General features: G+C 71.7%; 16 protein-coding genes. 8 read left to right on the top strand and 8 right to left on the bottom strand.

Annotated features, from left to right (window positions below; genetic code table 11):
- Positions 1 to 54 precede the first annotated feature (54 nt).
- Together ACFSC0_RS16160 and lexA are read left to right on the top strand one after the other, a co-directional pair.
- The gene (locus ACFSC0_RS16160) at positions 55 to 411 is read left to right on the top strand and encodes a hypothetical protein (RefSeq protein WP_377281899.1); all 357 of its coding nucleotides are present in this window, start codon (positions 55 to 57) and stop codon (positions 409 to 411) included.
- Between the two features lie 177 nt (positions 412 to 588).
- A complete protein-coding gene (lexA, locus tag ACFSC0_RS16155; RefSeq protein WP_377281898.1) occupies positions 589 to 1,278 on the top strand; it encodes a transcriptional repressor LexA in 690 nt (229 codons plus the stop codon).
- 4 nt (positions 1,279 to 1,282) lie between these two features.
- Here the strand turns inward: lexA and ACFSC0_RS16150 are convergent, their stop codons facing one another.
- Positions 1,283 to 3,394, bottom strand: a complete 2,112-nt coding sequence (locus ACFSC0_RS16150; protein WP_377281897.1) for a ComEC/Rec2 family competence protein — start codon at positions 3,392 to 3,394, stop codon at positions 1,283 to 1,285.
- Between the two features lie 67 nt (positions 3,395 to 3,461).
- Between ACFSC0_RS16150 and gltX the strand changes: the two genes are divergently transcribed.
- On the top strand, positions 3,462 to 4,868 hold the full coding sequence (gene gltX, locus ACFSC0_RS16145; RefSeq protein WP_377281896.1) for a glutamate--tRNA ligase: 1,407 nt from the start codon (positions 3,462 to 3,464) through the stop codon (positions 4,866 to 4,868).
- A 62-nt stretch (positions 4,869 to 4,930) separates the two neighbouring features.
- Positions 4,931 to 6,214 carry a citrate synthase gene (gltA, locus tag ACFSC0_RS16140; RefSeq protein ID WP_377281895.1) on the top strand — a complete coding sequence of 428 codons (1,284 nt, stop codon included), beginning with the start codon at positions 4,931 to 4,933 and terminating at the stop codon, positions 6,212 to 6,214.
- A gap of 57 nt (positions 6,215 to 6,271) precedes the next feature.
- Here the strand turns inward: gltA and ACFSC0_RS16135 are convergent, their stop codons facing one another.
- Both ACFSC0_RS16135 and ACFSC0_RS16130 read right to left on the bottom strand, forming a co-directional pair.
- Entirely contained in the window at positions 6,272 to 8,404 is a 2,133-nt protein-coding gene (locus ACFSC0_RS16135; RefSeq protein ID WP_377281894.1) for an amylo-alpha-1,6-glucosidase, read from the bottom strand.
- A 9-nt stretch (positions 8,405 to 8,413) separates the two neighbouring features.
- Complete coding sequence (locus ACFSC0_RS16130; protein ID WP_377281893.1) at positions 8,414 to 9,481, bottom strand: glycosyltransferase family 4 protein; 1,068 nt, start codon at positions 9,479 to 9,481, stop codon at positions 8,414 to 8,416.
- 233 nt (positions 9,482 to 9,714) lie between these two features.
- On the opposite strand from ACFSC0_RS16130, the gene ACFSC0_RS16125 reads away from it, so the two are divergent.
- Together ACFSC0_RS16125 and ACFSC0_RS16120 are read left to right on the top strand one after the other, a co-directional pair.
- On the top strand, positions 9,715 to 10,119 hold the full coding sequence (locus tag ACFSC0_RS16125; RefSeq protein ID WP_377281892.1) for an SRPBCC family protein: 405 nt from the start codon (positions 9,715 to 9,717) through the stop codon (positions 10,117 to 10,119).
- 54 nt (positions 10,120 to 10,173) lie between these two features.
- Positions 10,174 to 11,052 (top strand): crotonase/enoyl-CoA hydratase family protein, encoded by an 879-nt coding sequence (locus ACFSC0_RS16120; protein ID WP_377281891.1) that lies wholly within the window; start codon positions 10,174 to 10,176, stop codon positions 11,050 to 11,052.
- Positions 11,053 to 11,055: 3 nt separating this feature from the next.
- Here ACFSC0_RS16120 and ACFSC0_RS16115 read toward each other — a convergent pair whose 3' ends face one another.
- Positions 11,056 to 12,360 carry an acyl-CoA dehydrogenase family protein gene (locus ACFSC0_RS16115; protein ID WP_377281890.1) on the bottom strand — a complete coding sequence of 435 codons (1,305 nt, stop codon included), beginning with the start codon at positions 12,358 to 12,360 and terminating at the stop codon, positions 11,056 to 11,058.
- Positions 12,361 to 12,458: 98 nt separating this feature from the next.
- On the opposite strand from ACFSC0_RS16115, the gene ACFSC0_RS16110 reads away from it, so the two are divergent.
- Both ACFSC0_RS16110 and ACFSC0_RS16105 read left to right on the top strand, forming a co-directional pair.
- On the top strand, positions 12,459 to 13,442 hold the full coding sequence (locus ACFSC0_RS16110) for a phosphotransferase family protein (protein ID WP_377281889.1): 984 nt from the start codon (positions 12,459 to 12,461) through the stop codon (positions 13,440 to 13,442).
- Positions 13,439 to 13,831 (top strand): DUF6285 domain-containing protein, encoded by a 393-nt coding sequence (locus tag ACFSC0_RS16105; RefSeq protein WP_377281888.1) that lies wholly within the window; start codon positions 13,439 to 13,441, stop codon positions 13,829 to 13,831. The genes ACFSC0_RS16110 and ACFSC0_RS16105 overlap by 4 nt, the downstream gene beginning before the upstream one ends.
- On the opposite strand, the gene ACFSC0_RS16100 is transcribed toward ACFSC0_RS16105, so the two are convergent.
- The 4 genes from ACFSC0_RS16100 to lpxI form a co-directional block, all read right to left on the bottom strand.
- The gene (locus ACFSC0_RS16100; protein ID WP_377281887.1) at positions 13,774 to 14,625 is read right to left on the bottom strand and encodes a hypothetical protein; all 852 of its coding nucleotides are present in this window, start codon (positions 14,623 to 14,625) and stop codon (positions 13,774 to 13,776) included. The two genes, ACFSC0_RS16105 and ACFSC0_RS16100, sit on opposite strands and share 58 nt — an antisense overlap.
- Before the next feature lie 81 nt (positions 14,626 to 14,706).
- On the bottom strand, positions 14,707 to 16,593 hold the full coding sequence (locus ACFSC0_RS16095) for an outer membrane protein assembly factor BamB family protein (protein ID WP_377281886.1): 1,887 nt from the start codon (positions 16,591 to 16,593) through the stop codon (positions 14,707 to 14,709).
- A 61-nt stretch (positions 16,594 to 16,654) separates the two neighbouring features.
- Positions 16,655 to 17,791, bottom strand: a complete 1,137-nt coding sequence (gene lpxB, locus ACFSC0_RS16090) for a lipid-A-disaccharide synthase (RefSeq protein WP_377282274.1) — start codon at positions 17,789 to 17,791, stop codon at positions 16,655 to 16,657.
- A 14-nt stretch (positions 17,792 to 17,805) separates the two neighbouring features.
- Positions 17,806 to 18,639, bottom strand: coding sequence for a UDP-2,3-diacylglucosamine diphosphatase (lpxI, locus tag ACFSC0_RS16085; protein WP_377281885.1), 834 nt, complete (start codon positions 18,637 to 18,639; stop codon positions 17,806 to 17,808).
- Between the last annotated feature and the right edge of the window lie 10 nt (positions 18,640 to 18,649).

Genomic DNA, 18,649 nt, shown 5'->3' with positions numbered 1-18,649 from the left:
CGCAGACCGGGCGCCGGCGCAGCTTGAGCGGGGATCAATCCAGGGAGGCGCGAAATGCTGCGCCCGCTATTCCTCGCAACCGCCGTCGGAACCGTCCTGCAGCTGATCATGGTGCTGTGGGGCCATTCCGAGCCCGCCGTCGCCGCCATGTTCGCGGTCGGCGGTATGGGAATCTCGCTGATCGCGGGCCTCGTCTACGCCCTGCTGGCCAGGGCCGGCCTGCGGGCCGGCGCCCTCGGCGGCGCGATCGCCGGCGGCCTCTGCGGCCTGATCGGCATCGCCGTCAGCCTGGCGCTGGGCGACGTCGAGCCCATGCTCCTGCTTCTCGGGACCGCGAGCTCGGCGGTGACCGGCGCCGCCGGCGGCGCGCTCGGCGCCTTGCTGGCCCGCCGGCCCGCGGCCAAGGCCTGACGCAGAAGAGCGCAAGCTGAGTCGCGCCAAAGGGCTGGATGAGCCGCCCCCGCGGCGAAGCTAAACTGCTGAAATGACACGCGCGAACCTGCGCCGGCGCCGTAACTTGACATTAACCAGGAACACCTAGAGAACATTCCTGAAGTTGGCGCTTTGTTCCCGAAGGGCTCCTCGGCCATGTTGACCCGCAAACAGCACGAACTGCTCATGTTCATCCATGAGCGGATCAAGGAGACCGGCGTCTCCCCCTCGTTCGACGAGATGAAGGACGCCCTGGACCTGGCGTCCAAGTCGGGCATCCACCGCCTGATCACCGCCCTGGAGGAGCGCGGCTTCCTGCGCCGCCTGCCCCACCGGGCCCGGGCGCTGGAGGTGGTGAAGCTGCCGCAGCAGGCGACGGCGACCGCGCCGCCCAAGGGCCGCGGCGCCTTCAAGCCCCAGCTGGTCGAGGCGCCCGCCTCGGCCCCGGTGGCGGCCAACGACGTGCGCGAGCTGCCGATCCTGGGCCGCATCGCCGCCGGCACGCCCATCGAGGCTATCCAGCACGAGCGCGACCGGCTGCAGGTGCCCGAGACCATCCTCGGCGCCGGCGAACACTACGTGCTGGAGATCAGCGGCGATTCGATGATCAACGCCGGCATCCTGGACGGCGACTTCGTGGTCATCCGCAAGACCGACACCGCCAACTCCGGCGACATCGTCGTGGCGCTGGTCAAGGGCGAGGAAGCCACCCTCAAGCGGCTGCGCCGCAAGGGCGCCTCGATCGCCCTGGAGGCCGCCAACCCCGCCTACGAGACCCGCATCTACGGCCCCGACCAGGTGGCCGTGCAGGGCCGCCTGGTGGGCCTGATCCGCCGCTACCACTAGCCGCTCACCCGTTCGGTTCGGCCCCGTCCGCCGACCAGCTCCAGGGCCGCCAGCCGCGCATCTCCTGAGCCCAGCGGATGCGCCAGCCGTCGGGCCGTCGCCATAGCTCGACCGACCCGCCGCGGGCGAAGTCGCGGCCGGTCAACACCACCTTCCCGGGGCAGACCGGTCCCTGAGGCAGGCTGCGGACGACGATCACCTCGGCCTCGGCGCACAGACGCTCCCGTTCGGCCGGCTTGATCGGCCGGCGGCTGAAGCTGGCGGCCACCTTCAGCGCCGGGTCGGCGGCGATGGGCCGGCAGGTCCAGCGGTCGCAGTCGAACAGCGTCTCCGGCGTCTCGTCGACCGTCAGCCCGCGGCGACGCGCCCACAGGTCGGCGGCGAAGCGCTTGGCGCCCGGCCTCAGCAGCACCGCCTCGCGGCCGTTGCGCACCGCCACCGCCGCCCCGTCGGAAGCGATCCAGACGTCCGGGACCGCCGGTTTCGGCGTCAGCGCCACCGCCAGCGCGAAGGGGACCCCGGCCCAACGCAGCCGGCCGCGCCAGATGCAGACCCACAGGATGCCGACGAAGGCGGCCGGCAGGGTCCAGGCCGGCGCGCTGGGCACGATCAGGGTGGCGCTGGGCGCGGCGGCGGCCCGTTCGGCGATCCCGGTCATCAGCCCGATGGCCCAGCCGGCGGCCTTCAGCGGCAGCTCGCCGAGGCCCACCGGCGTCAGGGCCGCGCCGATGGCCAGGGCCGGCATCATCACGAACGAGGAGATCGGCGCGGTCAGCAGATTGGCGATCAGGCCCCAGGTCGCGACGCGGTTGAAGTGCTGCATGGCGAAGGGGCCGGTGGCCAGGCCCGCCACGAAGCTCGCCCCCACGCTGGCGGCGATCCAGACGCCGGCCGCCTGGGGCGCGCGGATCCACCAGGGCGTCTCGATCTCGCGGATCGGCCGGTTCCAGGCCTCGGCGAGCGCCACCAGGGCCGCGGTGGCGGCGAACGACATCTGGAAGCCCGGCGTGGTCACCGCCTCCGGCTGGGCCGCCAGGATGATCAGGGCGGCGATCGCCAGGCCGCGCAGGGTGATCGCCCGCCGGTCGAACAGGATCGCCGCGAACGCGACGCCGGCGGTGATGGCCGCCCGCTCGGCCGGCGGCGGCGAGCCGGAGATGACCAGATAGCCGGCCACGGCCGCCAACCCGGCGACTGCGGCGGCCTTCTTCGCGTTGATCCGCAGCGCCAGCCAGGGCCAGGCGGCGATCCCCAGGCGCAGGGCGAAGAAGACGAAGCCGCCGACGATGGCCATGTGCAGGCCGGAGATGGAGATGATGTGGGCCAGCCCCGCGGCCCGCATGGCCTCCACCTGCTCGCGCGGGATGAAGGCCTCGTGGCCGGTGACCATCGCCGCCGCCAGGCCGCCAGTCTCCACGCCCATGGTGGCCACGATCTTCTCGGCCAGGGCCCAGCGGATGGCGTTCACCTGCATGGTCAGCCGCAGCCGGGACGGCGGCGAATCGAGAGCCGTCTCGCGGACCGGCGTCAGGGAAAAGCCCACCGCCCCGATGCTCTCGAACCAGGCGTCGCGCGCGAAGTCGTAGGCGCCGGGGCTGGCGGGCGGCGGCGGCGGATTGAGGATGGCGCGCAGGGCGACGGCCGAGCCGGGATCCGGCGGCGCCTGGCCGTCTCTGAGGGTCACCCGCACCCGGACCGGCGTCGCCTCGGGCGCCATCCCGCTGATCCGCACCGGCGCCAGCAACAGCCGCTGCCCGCCCTGCCCCGGGCTCGCCACGTCCACCACCCAGCCTGAGACCGTGCGCGGTCCGGTCGCTTCAAGGACCACGGGCGCGGCCACCCGCCAGGCCCGCAGCTTGGCGGCCGAGAAGCCGGCCAGGCCGAACGCCGCCAGCAGCACCAGCACGCCGACGGCTCGCCCGCCGGCCCAGCGCACGGCGGCCAGCCCCGCAAGGCCTGCGAGCGCCAGCAGCCCGAGCGCCAGGACCAGGCTCGGCTCACGCGGCAGGGCGAAATAGGTCCCCGCCCCGGCGCCCAAGGCCACCGGCGCCCACAGCACCCAACGCTCGAGCTGCGCGGCCGCCTCCGCCGCCACCGAGGCGATCGCCGCCTGCACCCTAGGCCGGCCGGGAAGGCGCGTGCTAAGAGGCGCCGCCGCTTCGCCGGCCGCTCCTGGAAATTCGATGTCAGACCGCCCCGTCCGCACCCGTATCGCCCCCTCGCCCACCGGCGACATGCACATTGGCACGGCTCGCACCGCGCTTTTCAACTGGCTTTACGCGCGCCACACCGGCGGCCAGTTCCTGCTGCGCATCGAGGACACCGACCGCGAACGATCGACGCCCAACGCCGTGCAGGTGATCTTCGACGGGCTGAAGTGGCTGGGCCTCGACCCCGACGAAGAGCCGGTGTTCCAGTTCGCTCGCGCCGACCGCCACCGCGAGGTGGCCCAGGCGCTGCTCGAGAAGGGCGCAGCCTACAAGGACTTCATGACGCCCGAGGAGCTGGAGGCCGAGCGCGAGCTCGCGAGAGCCGAGGGCCGGGTCGTCCGCTCCCCCTGGCGCGACCGCTCGCCCAACGACGCCCCCGACCGGCCGTTCGTGGTGCGCCTGAAGACGCCGCAGACCGGCGAGACGGTGATCGACGACCAGGTGAAGGGCCGCATCGTCTTCCAGAACGAGAACCTGGACGACCTCATCCTGCTGCGCACGGACGGGACGCCGACCTACAACCTGGCCGTTGTCGTCGACGACCACGACATGGGCATCACCCATGTGATCCGCGGCGACGACCACCTGAACAACGCCGCCCGCCAGACGCACATCTACCAGGGCATGGGCTGGGAGGTCCCCGCCTGGGCCCACCTGCCGATGATCCATGGCCCGGACGGCAAGAAGCTCTCCAAGCGCCACGGCGCCCAGGCGGTCTCGGAGTTCGACTCCATGGGCTACCTGCCCGAGGCCATGCGCAACTACCTGGCCAAGCTCGGCTGGGGCCACGGCGACGACGAGATCTTCTCCGACGAGCAGGCCAAGGCCTGGTTCGACATCACGGACGTGGTCTCGGCCCCGGCCCGGCTGGACTGGGACAAGCTCAACCACGTCAACAACCACTACATCCGCCAGGCGGACGTCCCGCGGCTGACCGGCCTGGTCGAGACCATCCTGAAGAGCCGGGATTGGGCCATCTCGGGCGACGATCGCGAGGTGCTGGCGCGCACCATCCCGCTGGTCCGCGACGGGGCCAAGACGCTGCTGGAGCTGGCCGACGCCTGCGTCTTCGCCATCCGCAAGCGCCCCCTCGAGCTGCCGGAGAAGGCCAAGGGCCTGCTGACCGAGGAGACTCGCGGCCGGCTCTCGCGACTCGCCGAGCAGCTGAAGGCCGCCCAGGCCTGGCAGGTCGGCGATCTGGAGTCGCTGATCCGCGCTTTCGCCGAAGCCGAGGGCGTCGGTATCGGCAAGTTCGGCCCGGCCCTGCGCGCCGTCCTGTCGGGCGGCTCGCCTGCGCCGGACCTGGCCGGCGCCCTGGTGGCGATCGGTCGCGAAGAAAGCTTGGCCAGGGTCGAGGATGCGCTTTCTTCCGGGGCGTAAACCGCTATAAGGCCCGGCGAACAAGCGTTTAGCCTGACTAGAGTGAGAAAGGGGACGACGGCATGGGTGACACGGCGAAGGTGAACGTCGGCGCGAAAACCGTCGAACTGCCGCTGCTCAAGGGCACGGCCGGTCCGGACGTGATCGACGTGCGTAAGCTCTACGCCGAAGCCGACGTGTTCACCTACGATCCCGGCTTCACCTCGACCGCCTCCTGCGAGAGCAAGATCACCTACATCGACGGCGACGCCGGCGTGCTGCTGCACCGCGGCTACCCGATCGACCAGCTGGCCGAGAAGTCCAGCTTCCTCGAGGTCTGCTACCTGCTGCTGCACGGCGAGCTGCCGACCGCGGCGCAGTTCGAGGAGTTCGACCACAACATCACCTATCACACCATGCTCCACGAGCAGTTCGATAGGTTCTTCCAAGGCTTCCGTCGGGATGCTCACCCGATGGCGATCATGGTCGGCGCGGTCGGGGCCCTGTCGGCCTTCTACCACGACAGCACCAACATCGACGATCCGCAGCAGCGGATGATCTCGGCGCATCGGATGATCGCCAAGATGCCGACGATCGCGGCGCGGGCGTTCAAATACTTCCGCGGCCAGCCGTTCGTGCACCCGCGCAACGACCTCTCCTACGCCGAGAACTTCCTGCGGATGTGCTTCTCGGTGCCGGCCGAGGACTGGAAGCCGAACCCGGTGCTGACCCGGGCCATGGACCGGATTTTCATCCTGCACGCGGACCACGAGCAGAACGCCTCCACCTCGACCGTGCGGCTGGCGGGCTCGTCGGGCGCCAATCCGTTCGCCTGCATCGCGGCCGGCATCGCCTGCCTCTGGGGTCCCGCGCACGGCGGCGCCAACGAAGAGGCGCTGAACATGCTGGCGGAGATCGGCACGGTCGACCGCATCCCCGAGTACGTCCAGGGGGTGAAGGACCGCCGCTACCGCCTGATGGGCTTCGGCCACCGGGTCTACAAGAACTACGACCCGCGCGCGAAGGTCATGCAGCAGACCTGCCACGAGGTGCTGAAGGAAGTCGGGATCACCAACGACCCGCTGCTGAACGTGGCCATGGAGCTCGAGAAGGTCGCCCTCTCGGACGAGTACTTCATCGAGCGCAAGCTCTACCCGAACGTCGACTTCTACTCCGGCATCACCCTGCGCGCCCTGGGCTTCCCGCCCGAGATGTTCACGGTGCTGTTCGCGGTCGCCCGCACCGTCGGCTGGATCGCCCAGTGGAAGGAAATGATCGAAGACCCGTCCCAGAAGATCGGCCGTCCGCGCCAGATCTACACGGGCGCCGCGCAACGCGACTACAGCACGATCGACAAGCGCGGCTGAGCCCGCGCCGGCCGGAGCCGTCCCGCGCCGCCATCGGGCGGGCGGCTCCGCGCCTCTCTAGATCACCGACACGTCGACTTCGCCGCGGGTGTGCACCTCGCAGGTGCGCCCTGCGGCTTCCAGCACCAGGTCCACGCGCCGGCCGCCGACCTCCAGGTGGCGGATCGCCAGCCGGTCGAGCCCGGCCGGCAGATGCGGACTGAGCAGCTCGATGCGCCCGTGCTCGCCGTCGATCCTGAGGCCGAGGCAGGCCTGCAGCATCATGAAGCATGAGCCCGCGGCCCAGGCCTGCGGCAGGCAGGCGACGGGATAGGCCACCGGCGGCTCGCCGCTGGTCCTGGGAAAGCCGCAAAACAGCTCCGGCAGGCGCATGTCGAAGTTGGCGGCGGTCTCGAACAGCTCGTCCATCAGCTGGACCACCCGGGCCCGTTCGCCGTAGCGCGCCAGACCCGCGGCGCAGATGGCGGTGTCGTGCGGCCACACCGATCCGTTGTGGTACGACATCGGGTTGTAGCGCGCCTGGCCCTCGGCGAGCGTGCGCAGGCCCCAGCCGCTGTTGAACCGCTTCGACAGCAGCCGCTCGGCGACGCGCTTGGCCCGCGCCTGGCTCGGCAATCCGGTGAAGAGCAGATGGCCAGGGTTGGACGTCAGCGTCTCGCAGAGCCGCCCCTCCCCGTCGATGGCGATGCCGTAGAAGCCCTCCGCCTCCATCCAGAACCGGGCCTCGACCATGTCGCGCACCCGCTCGGCCTGGGCGCACCAGCGCTCGGCCGCCTCATCGTCGCCGCGCCGACGAGCGAAGCCGCCCATCGCCAGGAAGGCGGCGTAGGCGTAGCCCTGCACCTCGACCAGAGCGATCGGCCCCGGCGGGAAGCGCCCGTTCTTGTGGAAGACGGAGTCCTCGCTGTCCTTCCAGCCCTGGTTCGCGAGGCCGGACGCGGCTCCGCGTGCATAGGCGATGAACCCGTCCTCGAACTGCTCCACCCAGCCGATGGCGCGGGTCAGCGCCGGCCACAACTCGTCGATCAAGGCGTAGTCGCCTGTCCGGTCCGCGTAGGCGCCGGCCAGGGCGACGAACAGCGGCGTGGTGTCGACCCCGCCGTAGTAGCGCGCGAACGGGACCTCCCCGAGGTTGGCCATCTCGCACTTGCGGGTCTCGTGCATGATCTTCCCCGGCGCCGAATCCCGGAACGCCGAGGTCTCCTGGGCCTGGTGCGCCGCGAGATAGCGCAGGACCCCACGGGCCAGGCCCGGATCGAGCCACAGGACCTGCCAGGCGGTGATCACCGCATCGCGGCCGAAGGCCGTCGAGAACCACGGGATGCCTGCGTAAGGATAGGGCCCCCAGTCGGTGGCGGTCACCAGCAGCGAAACATCGGCGCGGGACTTCTCCAGCCAGGCGTTGAACAGCCGGCTGGAGCTCGACAGCTTGGCGCCGCGGCGGTTCGTCCGCCGGCGCTCCAGCAGCGCCCGCGCCGCGGCCGCACGGTAGCGTTCGCAGCTCGGGGTGTCGTCCGTCGGGGCGCCGACCTCCGCATACAGCTCCAGCCGCCCCTCCGGGCCCAGGCTGTACATGAACTCGGCCCGGCCCTGCGACAGGCGCGCCGGGGTGTCGGAAAAGGCCACCACGGTCGTCCGCGCCAGGCCGTCCAGCCCGTCGTAGCCGAAGCGGACGCCGCGCCCCTCCAACACCGTGGCCCGGCGCACGCCCCGCCCTCGCCGGCGGGCGCCGCGGACCTCGAACATGTCGTGGAAGTCGGCCCCGAACTCGAAGGCCAGCGGCACCATCACCGGGTCGCGGCTGTAGTTGACGATCGCCACCCGCTCATACAGCCGCTCGTCCCATAGGAAGCGCTTGCGCTCGACGTGCAGCACGCCCGGCGGCCCCACGCCGCCGCCCGGGAACGGCAGGGCCTGGTTCGACAGGTGGGCGGTGAAGAAGACGTCGTCGGCGGCCACCGCCGCGCTGAGCAGCTTGGGCGGCGCCGGGCCGAGCAGCAGCCGCCAGCGCGAGAGCATGCGGGTGTCGTTGTGGAAGAAGCCGTCGCCGGCCCCCAGGATGTCGCCCGAGGCGTCGGCGACCACGAAGGTGTCCGCATCCTTCAGCGCGAACATCCGCACGGGCACGCGCGGTTCCCGGGTTTCGCCCTGCTCGACGTGGGCCTCGGTTGCAGGAGCCAGATCGTCCATCGAGCGACCTCAGGCGCCGGCGGCGAGAGCGAAGGTCTTCGGATGCGCCGCTGGCAGGCGCTGAGTGTAAAGATCGACGTAGGCCCTGGCCATCACGTCGGAGGTGAACCGCGCCTCGAACCGGCGCCTGACGAGGTGGCGATCCAGCGCCTCGACCCGGCGCACGGCCTGGATCGCCTCATCGATGCTTCGGACCACGAAGCCGGTGACGCCAGGTTCGATCACCTCGCGCGTCGAGCCGGCGTCGAACGCGATCACCGGCGTACCGCAGGCCATCGCCTCGATCATCACCAGGCCGAAGGGCTCGGGCCAGTCGATCGGGAACAGCAGGGCGTCGGCCCCGCCCAGGAAGTCCGACTTCTCCGCATCGGAGATCTCGCCGATGAATTCGATCATCGGCTGGCCCAGGATCAGGGGCTCGATCTTCTCCTCGAAGTAGGCCTTGTCGACGGCGTCCACCTTGGCGGCGATCTTCAGCTTGCGGCCGAGGCGCTGGGCGATCTCGATGGCCCGGTCCGGCCGCTTCTCGGGCGAGATGCGGCCCAGGAAGGCGAGATAGCCTTCGCTGCGAAGGCTCGGGTGGAACATCGAGGCCTCCAGCCCGTGATAGACCGTGCCGGCCCATGCGCCTCCCGGCAGGTGACGGCGCTGGGCGTTGCTGATCGACACCAGCGGGAACGCAGACCAGCGGGCGTAGGCCTCCGGCAGGTCCTTCAGGTCGAGCCGTCCGTGCAGCGTCGTCAGGGTCTGCCGGGGCCGGTCGGCGAAGAAGGGGAAGTGCAACAGATCGGTGTGGAAATGGATGACGTCGAATTCGCTCGCCCGCTCACGCACTTCGGCCAGCATGTTCAGGTGCGCGGCGACGTCCGAGCAGAGCGGCGCCGGATCCAGCCGGATGGCCTGATCACGGCAGGCGACCAGATTGGCCGAGGTCCTCGCGTCGGCGGCGGCGAACAGGGTGACGTCGTGTCCCAGCCTCACCAGGGCGTCGGTGAGGTGCGCGACCACGCGCTCGGTCCCGCCATAGAGCTTCGGCGGCACGGCTTCGCAGAGCGGGGACACTTGGGCGATCTTCATCGCTTGGCCTCCTCTTCCGGACAAAGGGAAACCCGACCTCGCCGTCCAGCAAGCCGCGGCGGCGCCGGATAGTTCCCCATATTTGTACAGCGCAGGCGGCTCGCAACGGCTCGTGGCGACCAGGGCGGGCGCCTCGCAAACCCCGCATCTTGTTCGGAGGTGACGACGTCCGGAAACGGCCAGACGACCTCGCCGCGCCGGCCCATGCTGCGAGCGAAACAGGAGACCGCCCCATGGCCACCATCCGCAAGAGCCTCGACCTCGCCGCGCCCGCCGACCGGGTGTGGGACGCCCTCGCCGACTTCGGCGCCGTGCACCGGCGGATCGCACCCGGCTTCCTCACGGACTGCCGTCTGGACGGCGAGAGCCGCGTGGTCACCTTCGCCAGCGGCCAGGTCTTTCGCGAGCACCTGGTGAGCGCCGATCCGGCCGAACGCCGTCTGGTCTACGCCATCGCCGAGCCGCCCTTCCTGACCTACCAGGGCACGGTGGAGGTGACGCCCCAGGGCGAAGGCCGCTGCCGCTTCGCCTGGACGGTGGATCTTCTGCCCAACGAGCTCGCCGGCCACATCGAGGCGCAGATGGAGCTCGGGGCCCAGGCCATACGCCGGACCCTCGAGGCGCCCGTCTCCGCTTGACCTGACGCCGCGCAACCCGCGCAGTCTCGGCCAAGAGGCAGCGGAGGTGTGGCGATGGCTAAGTTCGAGACCCTGAGGCTTGAGATCGAGGACGGCGTCGCCCTCCTCACCCTCTCCCGGCCCGACAAGCTGAACGCCTTCAACACCCAGATGCTGAAGGACCTGATCGCCGCCTTCGACGCCACCGACGCGGACGACGCCGTCCGGGCGGTGATCGTCACCGGCGCGGGCCGCGCCTTCTGCGCCGGGGCGGACCTATCGGCCGGCGCCACGACGTTCGACTATGCCGCGCGCGGCGGCGAGGACCAGGCGGCGCGCACCCAGGGCGGCGTTCAGCGCGACGGCGGCGGCCTCGTCTCCTTGCGCATCTTCCGCAGCCTCAAGCCGGTCATCGCCGCGGTGAACGGGGCCGCAGTGGGGGTGGGCGTCACCATGCAGCTGCCGATGGACATTCGCCTGGCCTCCACCGAGGCGCGGTTCGGCTTCGTGTTCGCCAGGCGGGGCATGAACCCGGAGGCGGCCTCATCCTGGTTCCTGCCCAGGCTGGTGGGCGTCCAGACGGCGCTGGAGTGGTGCTACACCGGCCGCGTCTTCCCGGCCCAGGAGGCGCTGGACCGGGGCCTCGTGCGCTCGCTCCACGCCCCCGACGAGCTGCTGCCCGCCGCCAGGGCCCTCGCCCGCGAGATCGCCGACAACACCGCGCCGGTTTCGATCGCCCTCACCCGCCAGCTGCTCTGGCGCATGGCCGGCGCGGCCCACCCGATGGAGGCCCACCGCGCCGACAGCCGCGGCATCCAGGCCCGCGGCGCCTCCGCCGACGCCCGCGAGGGCGTGACCTCCTTCCTGGAGAAGCGCCCCGCCGCCTTCCCCAACAAGGTCTCCACCGACCTGCCCGACATCTGGCCGGACTGGGCCGAACCGGAGTTCAAGTGACGATCACTCCGCCGCTTCCGCCAGCGCCCCACGCCGCGGACCCATGAAGCCGAACAGGAAGGCGGCGACCTTGCGCATCTGGATCTCCTCGGAGCCCTCGGTGATGCGATAGCGGCGGTGGTGGCGGTAGATGTGCTCGAAAGGCTTGTGGCGGGAGTAGCCGATGCCGCCGTGCACCTGCATGGCCCGGTCGGCCGCCTCGCAGACCAGCCGGTTCGCCCAGTAGTTGCACATCGAGACCTTGTCGGAGATCTCCCGCTCGATCTGCTTGTGGGGCGTGCGGTCCATCTCCCAGGCAGTCTTGCGGATCAGCAGGCGCAGCATCTCGGCCTGGGTGGCGAGCTCGACCAGCGGCCACTGGATGGCCTGGTTCTCGGCCAGCGGCTTGCCGAACGGCTTGCGGGCCCGAGCGTACTTCACGCTCTCCTCGATGCAGTAGACGGCCGCGCCCAGCGAGGAGGCCGCCTGGCGGATGCGGTTCTGGTGGACAAAGCTCTGGCCGAGCCCCAGACCCCGGCCGATCTCGCCCCAGTAGCTGTCCTCCGGGATCCAGACGTCGGTGAACGACACGCGTGGGTGGTCGGTGGGCATGTTGAAGGTCCACAGCCACTCCTCGATCTTCACGCCGGGCGCATCGGCGGGCACGAGGAAGCAGGTGATGCCGGCCGCATCGCCGTCCTCGCCGCTGGTGCGGGCGAAAACCATCACGTGGGTCGCCACGTGCATGCCGGTGGTCCACATCTTCTCGCCGTTGATCAGCCAGCCGGGCCGGCCGTCGCGGGTGTGGGGGACCGCCCGGGTCTCCATGAAGGTGGCGTCGGAGCCGTGGTTCGGCTCCGTCAGGCCAAAGCCGGTGCGGATGCGCCCGTTCAGCAGGTCGTCCGCGTAGCGCTCGTACTGGGCGTTGGTCGCGAACTCCTTGACCATCAGGATGAAAGGGTTGTTGCCGACGATCGAGTGCTCGTTCTGCAGGTCGTTGTGCAGGCCCAGGCCCTTGGCCGCCAGGTGCTCGCGGATCACCGCCATGGCCAGGTTCGAGCCGCCCTTGCCGCCCATCTCCTTGGGCCAGGCGAAGCGCAGGTGGCCGGCCGCGTCGGCCCGGCGTCTGGCCTCGGCGAGCAGTTGCTCCCACTCCTTGCGCGGCAGGCCGCCGGCGTCCCAGTCGGTCCGCGCGTATTCGCGCCGATGGTCGAAGAAGCGGATGTTGTCCCCTTCCCGCTCCAGCGGCTTGATCTCGGCTTCGATGAAAGCGTCGAGCTCGGCCAGATAGGCAGTCAGCTCGGCCGGCAGAGTGAAGTCCACGGCCATCCTCCCATTCCCGCTCTGCGGCGGGCTATGCTTGCGTGAAGAGCAGTTTGACTGCCGTTCCGTCCGGTCAGGCAAGGGCGGACAAGGGAGGAGACCGGATGGAGGACGTGGCCGAGGCCCTGGGCCGGCTTGCGCCGAAGCTCGCGCCGGGGGGACGCGGGATCGAGGGGCTGACGCAGCTCTCCGGCGGCGCCTCGCTGCAGACCTTCGCCTTCCAGGTGACGACGCCCGGCGGGCCCGTCCCGCTGATCCTGCGCCGCCGTCCCAACCCCGTCGCCGAGGGGGCGACCGCCGTGCCGCTGTCCGCCGAAGCCGCTCTGATCGCGGCGGCCGGCGCAAACGGCGCGCCGGTGGCCGAACTGGTCCGCCTGGCCGAACCGGAGGATGGTCTCGGCGAGGCCCTGATCGTGCGGCGCGTTGAGGGTGAGACCCTGGGCCGGCGCATCGTCCGCGGCGAGCGGTTCGCCGCGGTGCGGCCGCGCCTCGCCCGTCAGTGCGGCGAGATCCTGAGGGCCATCCACGCCACGCCCCCGCCCCCGGGCGCGCGGCTTGCGACCTCCGACGCGGTGGGCGAGCTCGACCGCTACGAGGCGGCCTACCGGGCGAGCGGGGCCGAGCGCCCGGTGCTGGAGCTGGCCCTGCGTCACCTGCGCCGCCATGCGCCGCCGCCGCTCCAGCCGAGACTGCTGCACGGCGATTTCCGGACCGGCAACCTGATGGTCGATCCCGAGCGCGGGATCGTCGCAGCGCTCGACTGGGAGCTGTCGCACATCGGCGATCCCGCCGAGGACCTCGGTTGGCTGTGCGTCAATTCCTGGCGCTTCGGGGCGGCGGACCGGCCGGTCGGCGGCTTCGGCGACTATCAGGACCTGCTGGACGGCTACGGCGACCCGGCCATGACCCTGGAGCGGATCCGCTACTGGCAGATGCTGGGCTCGCTGAAGTGGGGCGTGATGTGCCTGATGATGTTCACCGGCTCGGGCGGCCCGGCCGGCGAGGCGGCGCTGGAGCGCCACGTCATCGGGCGCCGGGTCAGCGAGACCGAGATCGACATCCTGACGCTGCTGGAGGCCGGCCTGTGACCACCCATCCCACCGCCGGAGAACTGACGGCCGCCGTCTCCGCCTTCCTCGAACGGCTGACCCCCGCCCTGCCCCCGCGCGAGGCCTTCATGGCCCGGGTGGCCCAGAACGCGCTGGGCATCGTCGGCCGCGAGCTGGCGCAGGGGCCGGCCGCGGAGGCTGCGGCGGCGGCGCGGCTTTCGCGGCTGCTCGGCCGCGAGGGTTCTCTGGAGAGCCTCACCTCGGAGCTGTGCCGGGCCTTGCGGGAGGGCGAGTTGGACGCCGCCTCGCCCGGGCTGCTCGAGGCCTTGAGGGCCAACACGCTGGAGCGGCTGGCGATCGACCAGCCGGACTACCGCTGGCGGGCCGACGGCCCCCCCGCGCGGAGCAGCGCCCAGGACAGGACGTAGCCGAGGATCGGGCCGACGCCGTAGCCGACCAGAGGCGTCGGGAAGGCGCCGATCAGCGAGGCGCCGATCAGCCCGACCCAGTAGGCGGCCAGCGCGCCCGCCAGCGGCCGCCGCCTCCGGCCCTGGGCGGCGATGAAGACAAACGGCATCGGCATCAGGCAGAGGCCGAGGCACACCAGGAAGCCCAGCCAGGGCTCGATGTCGAGGGCGGTCTGGGGCATCCCCTCGACCCAGCGGACGGGCGCGAGCGGATCGGGGTGGGCGAGCGTCCAGGCGGCCGCGGCTGCGGCGGCGGCCAGGCCTGCGGCGCTCCAGCGGTTGGGTTCGAGCGCCAGCAGCACCCCCAGGCCTGCGGCGAGCGCGATGGCGGCGGCCGCGTCCGGCTGCAGGGCGAACCCGAGGCTCAGCGCAGCGAGCCCCGCGGCCGGCCAGGGCCCGGGCCGCTTGGCCGCCACGCCGATCGCCAGCGGCGTCACCAGATGGCCGATGTGGATCGCCGCCCCGGGCAGGCCGGCCCAGCGGCGGACCCCCTGTATGTCGGGCCCGAACATCAGGGTGAGCAGGATGGCGAGGACGCCCAGCCAGAGGGTGGCGAGCGGCCAGCGCATCGCCTGCTCGGCGCCCTGGCTCATCAGCGGGAAGGTGGCCGCGGCGAGGGTGATGGCCACGAACTGGACCCAGGCTGCATGCGCCGGCGCCCCGCCCAGCACCATCACCGTCTGGCCGGAGATGACCGCGAACGCCGCCACCGCGACGCCGAGCCACCAGGTGTCGTCGGCCTGCAGCCGGGTCACTCTTTCGTCCCTCCCACCGGAAGGCGCGGGTCTGTCGCCCGCTGAGAACCGTCAGTGTAGGGACGACCTCCTAAAGCCTTGCTAATCCGCGGACTTGGGCCGGTAGGCGACGAGTACGTTGCCGGCCGGCGCGCCGAACTGGGCGTAGCCGGAGCCGACGAACAGCAGCCCGTCGCCGGCGAAGATCGAGTGGCTGTCGATGGAGCCGCCCTTGCCGGGGACGCCGTTCAGCGTCTCGAAGGTGCGCGCGGTGTCGACCGTGGCGATCTCCCGCCCGTCCTCGGCAGCGAAGATCATCAGCTTTCCGTCGAGCGTGCCCGCCACGACCGCCCCATCTATCACCAGCGGCGTCGCCGACATGCCGATGTTGCGGCACTTGGCGAAGGCGGCGCGATCCGGCGGCGGCCCGTCGCCGGCGCGCAGCGTGCGGCAGGACGGATCGCCGAGCAGCCGCTGCCAGATCACCTGACCCGTGGAGACGTCGAGAGCGTGCATGCCTGCGCCCGTGGGATCGGCGATCGGGGCGAACACCCGCGTCCCGTCGCTGGCCAAGCCCCAGTGGACCCCGCCCAGGGGCGAGCCGGGGGACAGGTTCCGGCGCCAGACTTCGCGGCCGCTCGCGTCTATCCCCCAGACGTCGCCGCTCTTCTGGCCCGCCACCACGATCTCCTTGCCGCGCGCGTCGCGGGCGACGATCGCCTGGGATCCGAAGTCGAAGTCCTTGCGCACGCTGCCGACCGCGGCCGGGCAGTTGGCGCCGCGCGAACAGGCCATGTTCCAGACGTCGTTCGACAGCGCCTGGAAGAACCAGCGCGTCGCCCCCTTCATGGCGTCGAGCGACCAGATGGCGTCGCTGGTGGCGGTGGCCGGGTGGGAGGTGTTCTGCCCCGTCCCGACGTAGATCACCCGTCGACGCTCGTTGATCGTCGGGCTCGACCAGACCGGCGCGCCCGAGGGCCCCCAGAGGTCGGCGCCCGCGGCGTTGCGGCCGCCGGTCGGCTTGGCGTCGGGCATGGTGTGGGCGACCCACAGGCGTGCGCCGTCCTTGGCGTTCAGCGCCACGACGGCGCCGTGCACCTTGCAGCAGGGGAACTTCGGATTGCCGGCGCGGGCCACGTCCATCGCCGACACCGGCACGATGATCCGGTCGCGCCACAGCACCGGGGCGCCGGTCAGCACGGCCTCGGGGTCGTGGCGGCCTTCCGCCGACCACAGCAGTTGGCCGCTCCGGGCGTCCACCGCCAGCACCTGGCCGGCCACGTCGCCGACGATCAGCGCCTTGGGCCCGCCGCGGCCGAGCTGGCCATAGGTCATCGAGGTGCGCATGGGCCGCGGAGTCTTCAGGGACCACTTGATGCAGCCGGTCTGGGTGTCCAGCGCCAGCAGGTAGCCGGCCTGACTGGCGGAGTAGAACAGCGTCGAGCCGACGATCACCGGGGCCGAGCGCAGGGAGTTGGTCTGCGGCAGGCCCAGCGCCCAGGCGACCTCCAGCCGCCCGAGGTCCGCGGTGGTCAGTCCGGCGCGCTTGGCGTCCAGCCGGCGGGAACCGGCATAGTCGACGCCGAAGCGGGTCCAGGTCTCCGGCCCCGAGAGGTCGACGACTCGCTTGTCCGCGGGGCAGGCCGCCTTGGCGATCCACGCCTCGTCCCGCCTGGCGCCGGCCGACAGGTAGTCGACGACGGCCTGGAGCTCCGGCGCCTTCAGGAGCGAGCCTTGCTCCTTCATCTTGCCGACCGTCAGCGAGGCCAGCACGGCGTCGGCGCCGAGCGTCTGCAGGGCGGCCAGAGGCGGCGACTTCGTGTCGGGGTTGTCGTGGCAGGCGGCGCAGGCGCGCTCGTAGACGGCGCGGCCGGGATGGGCCTGCTCGGCCCGCCCCGCAGGCGCCTGGGCGAAGGCCGTGGCGGCGAGCCCCGCGAGCGCCGAAAGCGCCGCCACGGCTCCAGCCGCCCATACCGTCTTGGCGCGCATCTCTCCCCTCCCCCCATTCTTGCTTGGCCGTGGGGTCGCATACCGCAGTTTCGGAAATATGTCAGACGCGGCGCCGGCTCTCCACGACCTTGAGCACCGCCTCGGCCGCGGCCTCGGACGGATCGGGGCCGCCTCGGCCCATACGGTCCAGCGCCTCGAACTGCCGCTCCACCTGGCGGCCGCGCAACGCGGGATCGGCCAGCCGGGCCTCGATCGCCGCCGCCAGGGCCGGGCCATTGCAGTCGTCCTGGACGAACTCCGGCGCGACGAAGTCCTGCGCGGCGATGTTGAACAGGGTGATGTAGGGCGTGCGGATCAGCCGCTTCAGGATGGTATGCGTCACCCGGCCCAGCCGATAGCCGACCACCATCGGGCAGCCGGCCAGCGCCAGTTCGGTGGTCACCGTCCCGCTGCAGGCGAGCGCGACGGTGGCGGCCTTCATGGCGCCCAGCTTGGCCGGCTCGCCTTCCAGCACCTCGGCGGAAAACGGCCAGCCGGCGACGCGCGCCTTCACCTGCTCGGCGACCGTGGGGGCGGCCGGAATGAGGATCCGCAGGTCGGGCCGCTTTTGCTTCAGGATTCGGACCGCGTCCTCGAACGACGGCAGGACGTGCTTGATCTCGGAAGGCCGGCTGCCGGGCAGGACCAGCAGCACCGGCCCGTCCGGGCCCTGCCCCACGGACGGATCGGCCCTGGAGAAATCCAGCGACAGGGCCGAGTTGCCGACGAAGGTGGTCGGAAGGCCGGCGGCCTCGAAGATCGGCGCGTCGAACTTGTGGATGGTCAGGAGGTGGTCGACCGCCTGGGCCAGCACCTTGGCCCGGCCCGGCCGGCTGGCCCAGACCTGCGGGCCGACGTACTTCACCAGCGGCAGCCTGGGATCCTGGCGACGCAACCGCTGGGCGACCCGCAGGGTGAAGCCCCAGGAGTCGATCAGCACCGCCACGTCCGGACGCTCGCGGGCCGCCAGCGCCGCCGTCTCGTCGGCCCGCCGCACGACCCTTCGATAGGCCATCAGCCCCTCGAGCAGGCCGAGCACCGACAGCTCCGCGATGTCGAACGGGCTCTCCAGCCCCTCGGCGGCCATCCGCGCGCCGCCCACGCCGAAGAAGCGGACATCCTGGCCGAGCCGGCGCCTCAGGGCCTGCATCAGGCCGGCGCCACGGTCGTCGCCGGAGGCCTCGGCGGCCACCAGCATCACGGTCAGCGCCGTCACGGCGCCTCGACGCCGACGATGAACAGCCCGAGCTCGTCGGCCAGGGCGATGACCGCCTCCCGGTCCAGGACGATCAGCCCGTGCGCTTCCCCCGCCACGCCCGCCAGGCCCGCCCGCGCCGCGCGCTGGATGGTGCCAAGGCCGATGGTCGGCAGATCGACCCGGGTCTCCTGGATCGGCTTGGGGGCCTTGGCCAGAACGCCCCGGGGCGCCTCGGGCGCGCCGCGGATCGCCGCCGGCAGCTCGACCACCCGGCGCAGCATGGCGTCGGTGCCTTCCTGGGCCTCCACCGCCAGCACCAGCCCCTCGCAGACGACGGCGCCCTGGCCGATGTCGAGACGGCCGATGGCGCGGGCGACCTCAAGCGCGCGGGCGATGTCGGCCTCGTGCTCGGGGCCCGGCTTGACGCGGCCCAGCGGTCCGGCGGGAAGGGTCAGGTCGCCCATCACCTCGTGCGCGCCTTCGATGGCGAAGCCTTCCTTCTCGAACTCCGCGAGCAGCGCGCGCAAGAGCGCATCGTCGCCCTTGCGGGCGGCGGCGAGCACCCCGGGCAGCGCCACCAGGCCCCGCAGGTCCGGCGCCAGAGAGCGAAAGTCGGGCCGCATCACCTGGCCGGCGAAGCAGACGGCCTTGCAACCGGCGCGCTTGAGCGCCTTGAAGCACTTGCCCAGCTCGGCGATGCCCACCTCGGCGCCGGCGAAGCGGGCGAGCTCGGGCCCGGCCGAACCCTTCAGCCGAACCACGAAGAACGGACGCCCCGCCCGCTCGCAGTGGGTCGCGATCTCCACCGGCAGCGCCCCGCCGCCGGCGATCAGGCCCAGCTTCACCATGTGTCCCCCG

Origin of the sequence: Phenylobacterium terrae (assembly GCF_042681205.1) — a bacterium.
Classification (GTDB): domain Bacteria; phylum Pseudomonadota; class Alphaproteobacteria; order Caulobacterales; family Caulobacteraceae; genus Phenylobacterium; species Phenylobacterium terrae.
This window is presented reverse-complemented; position numbering and strand designations above follow the sequence as displayed.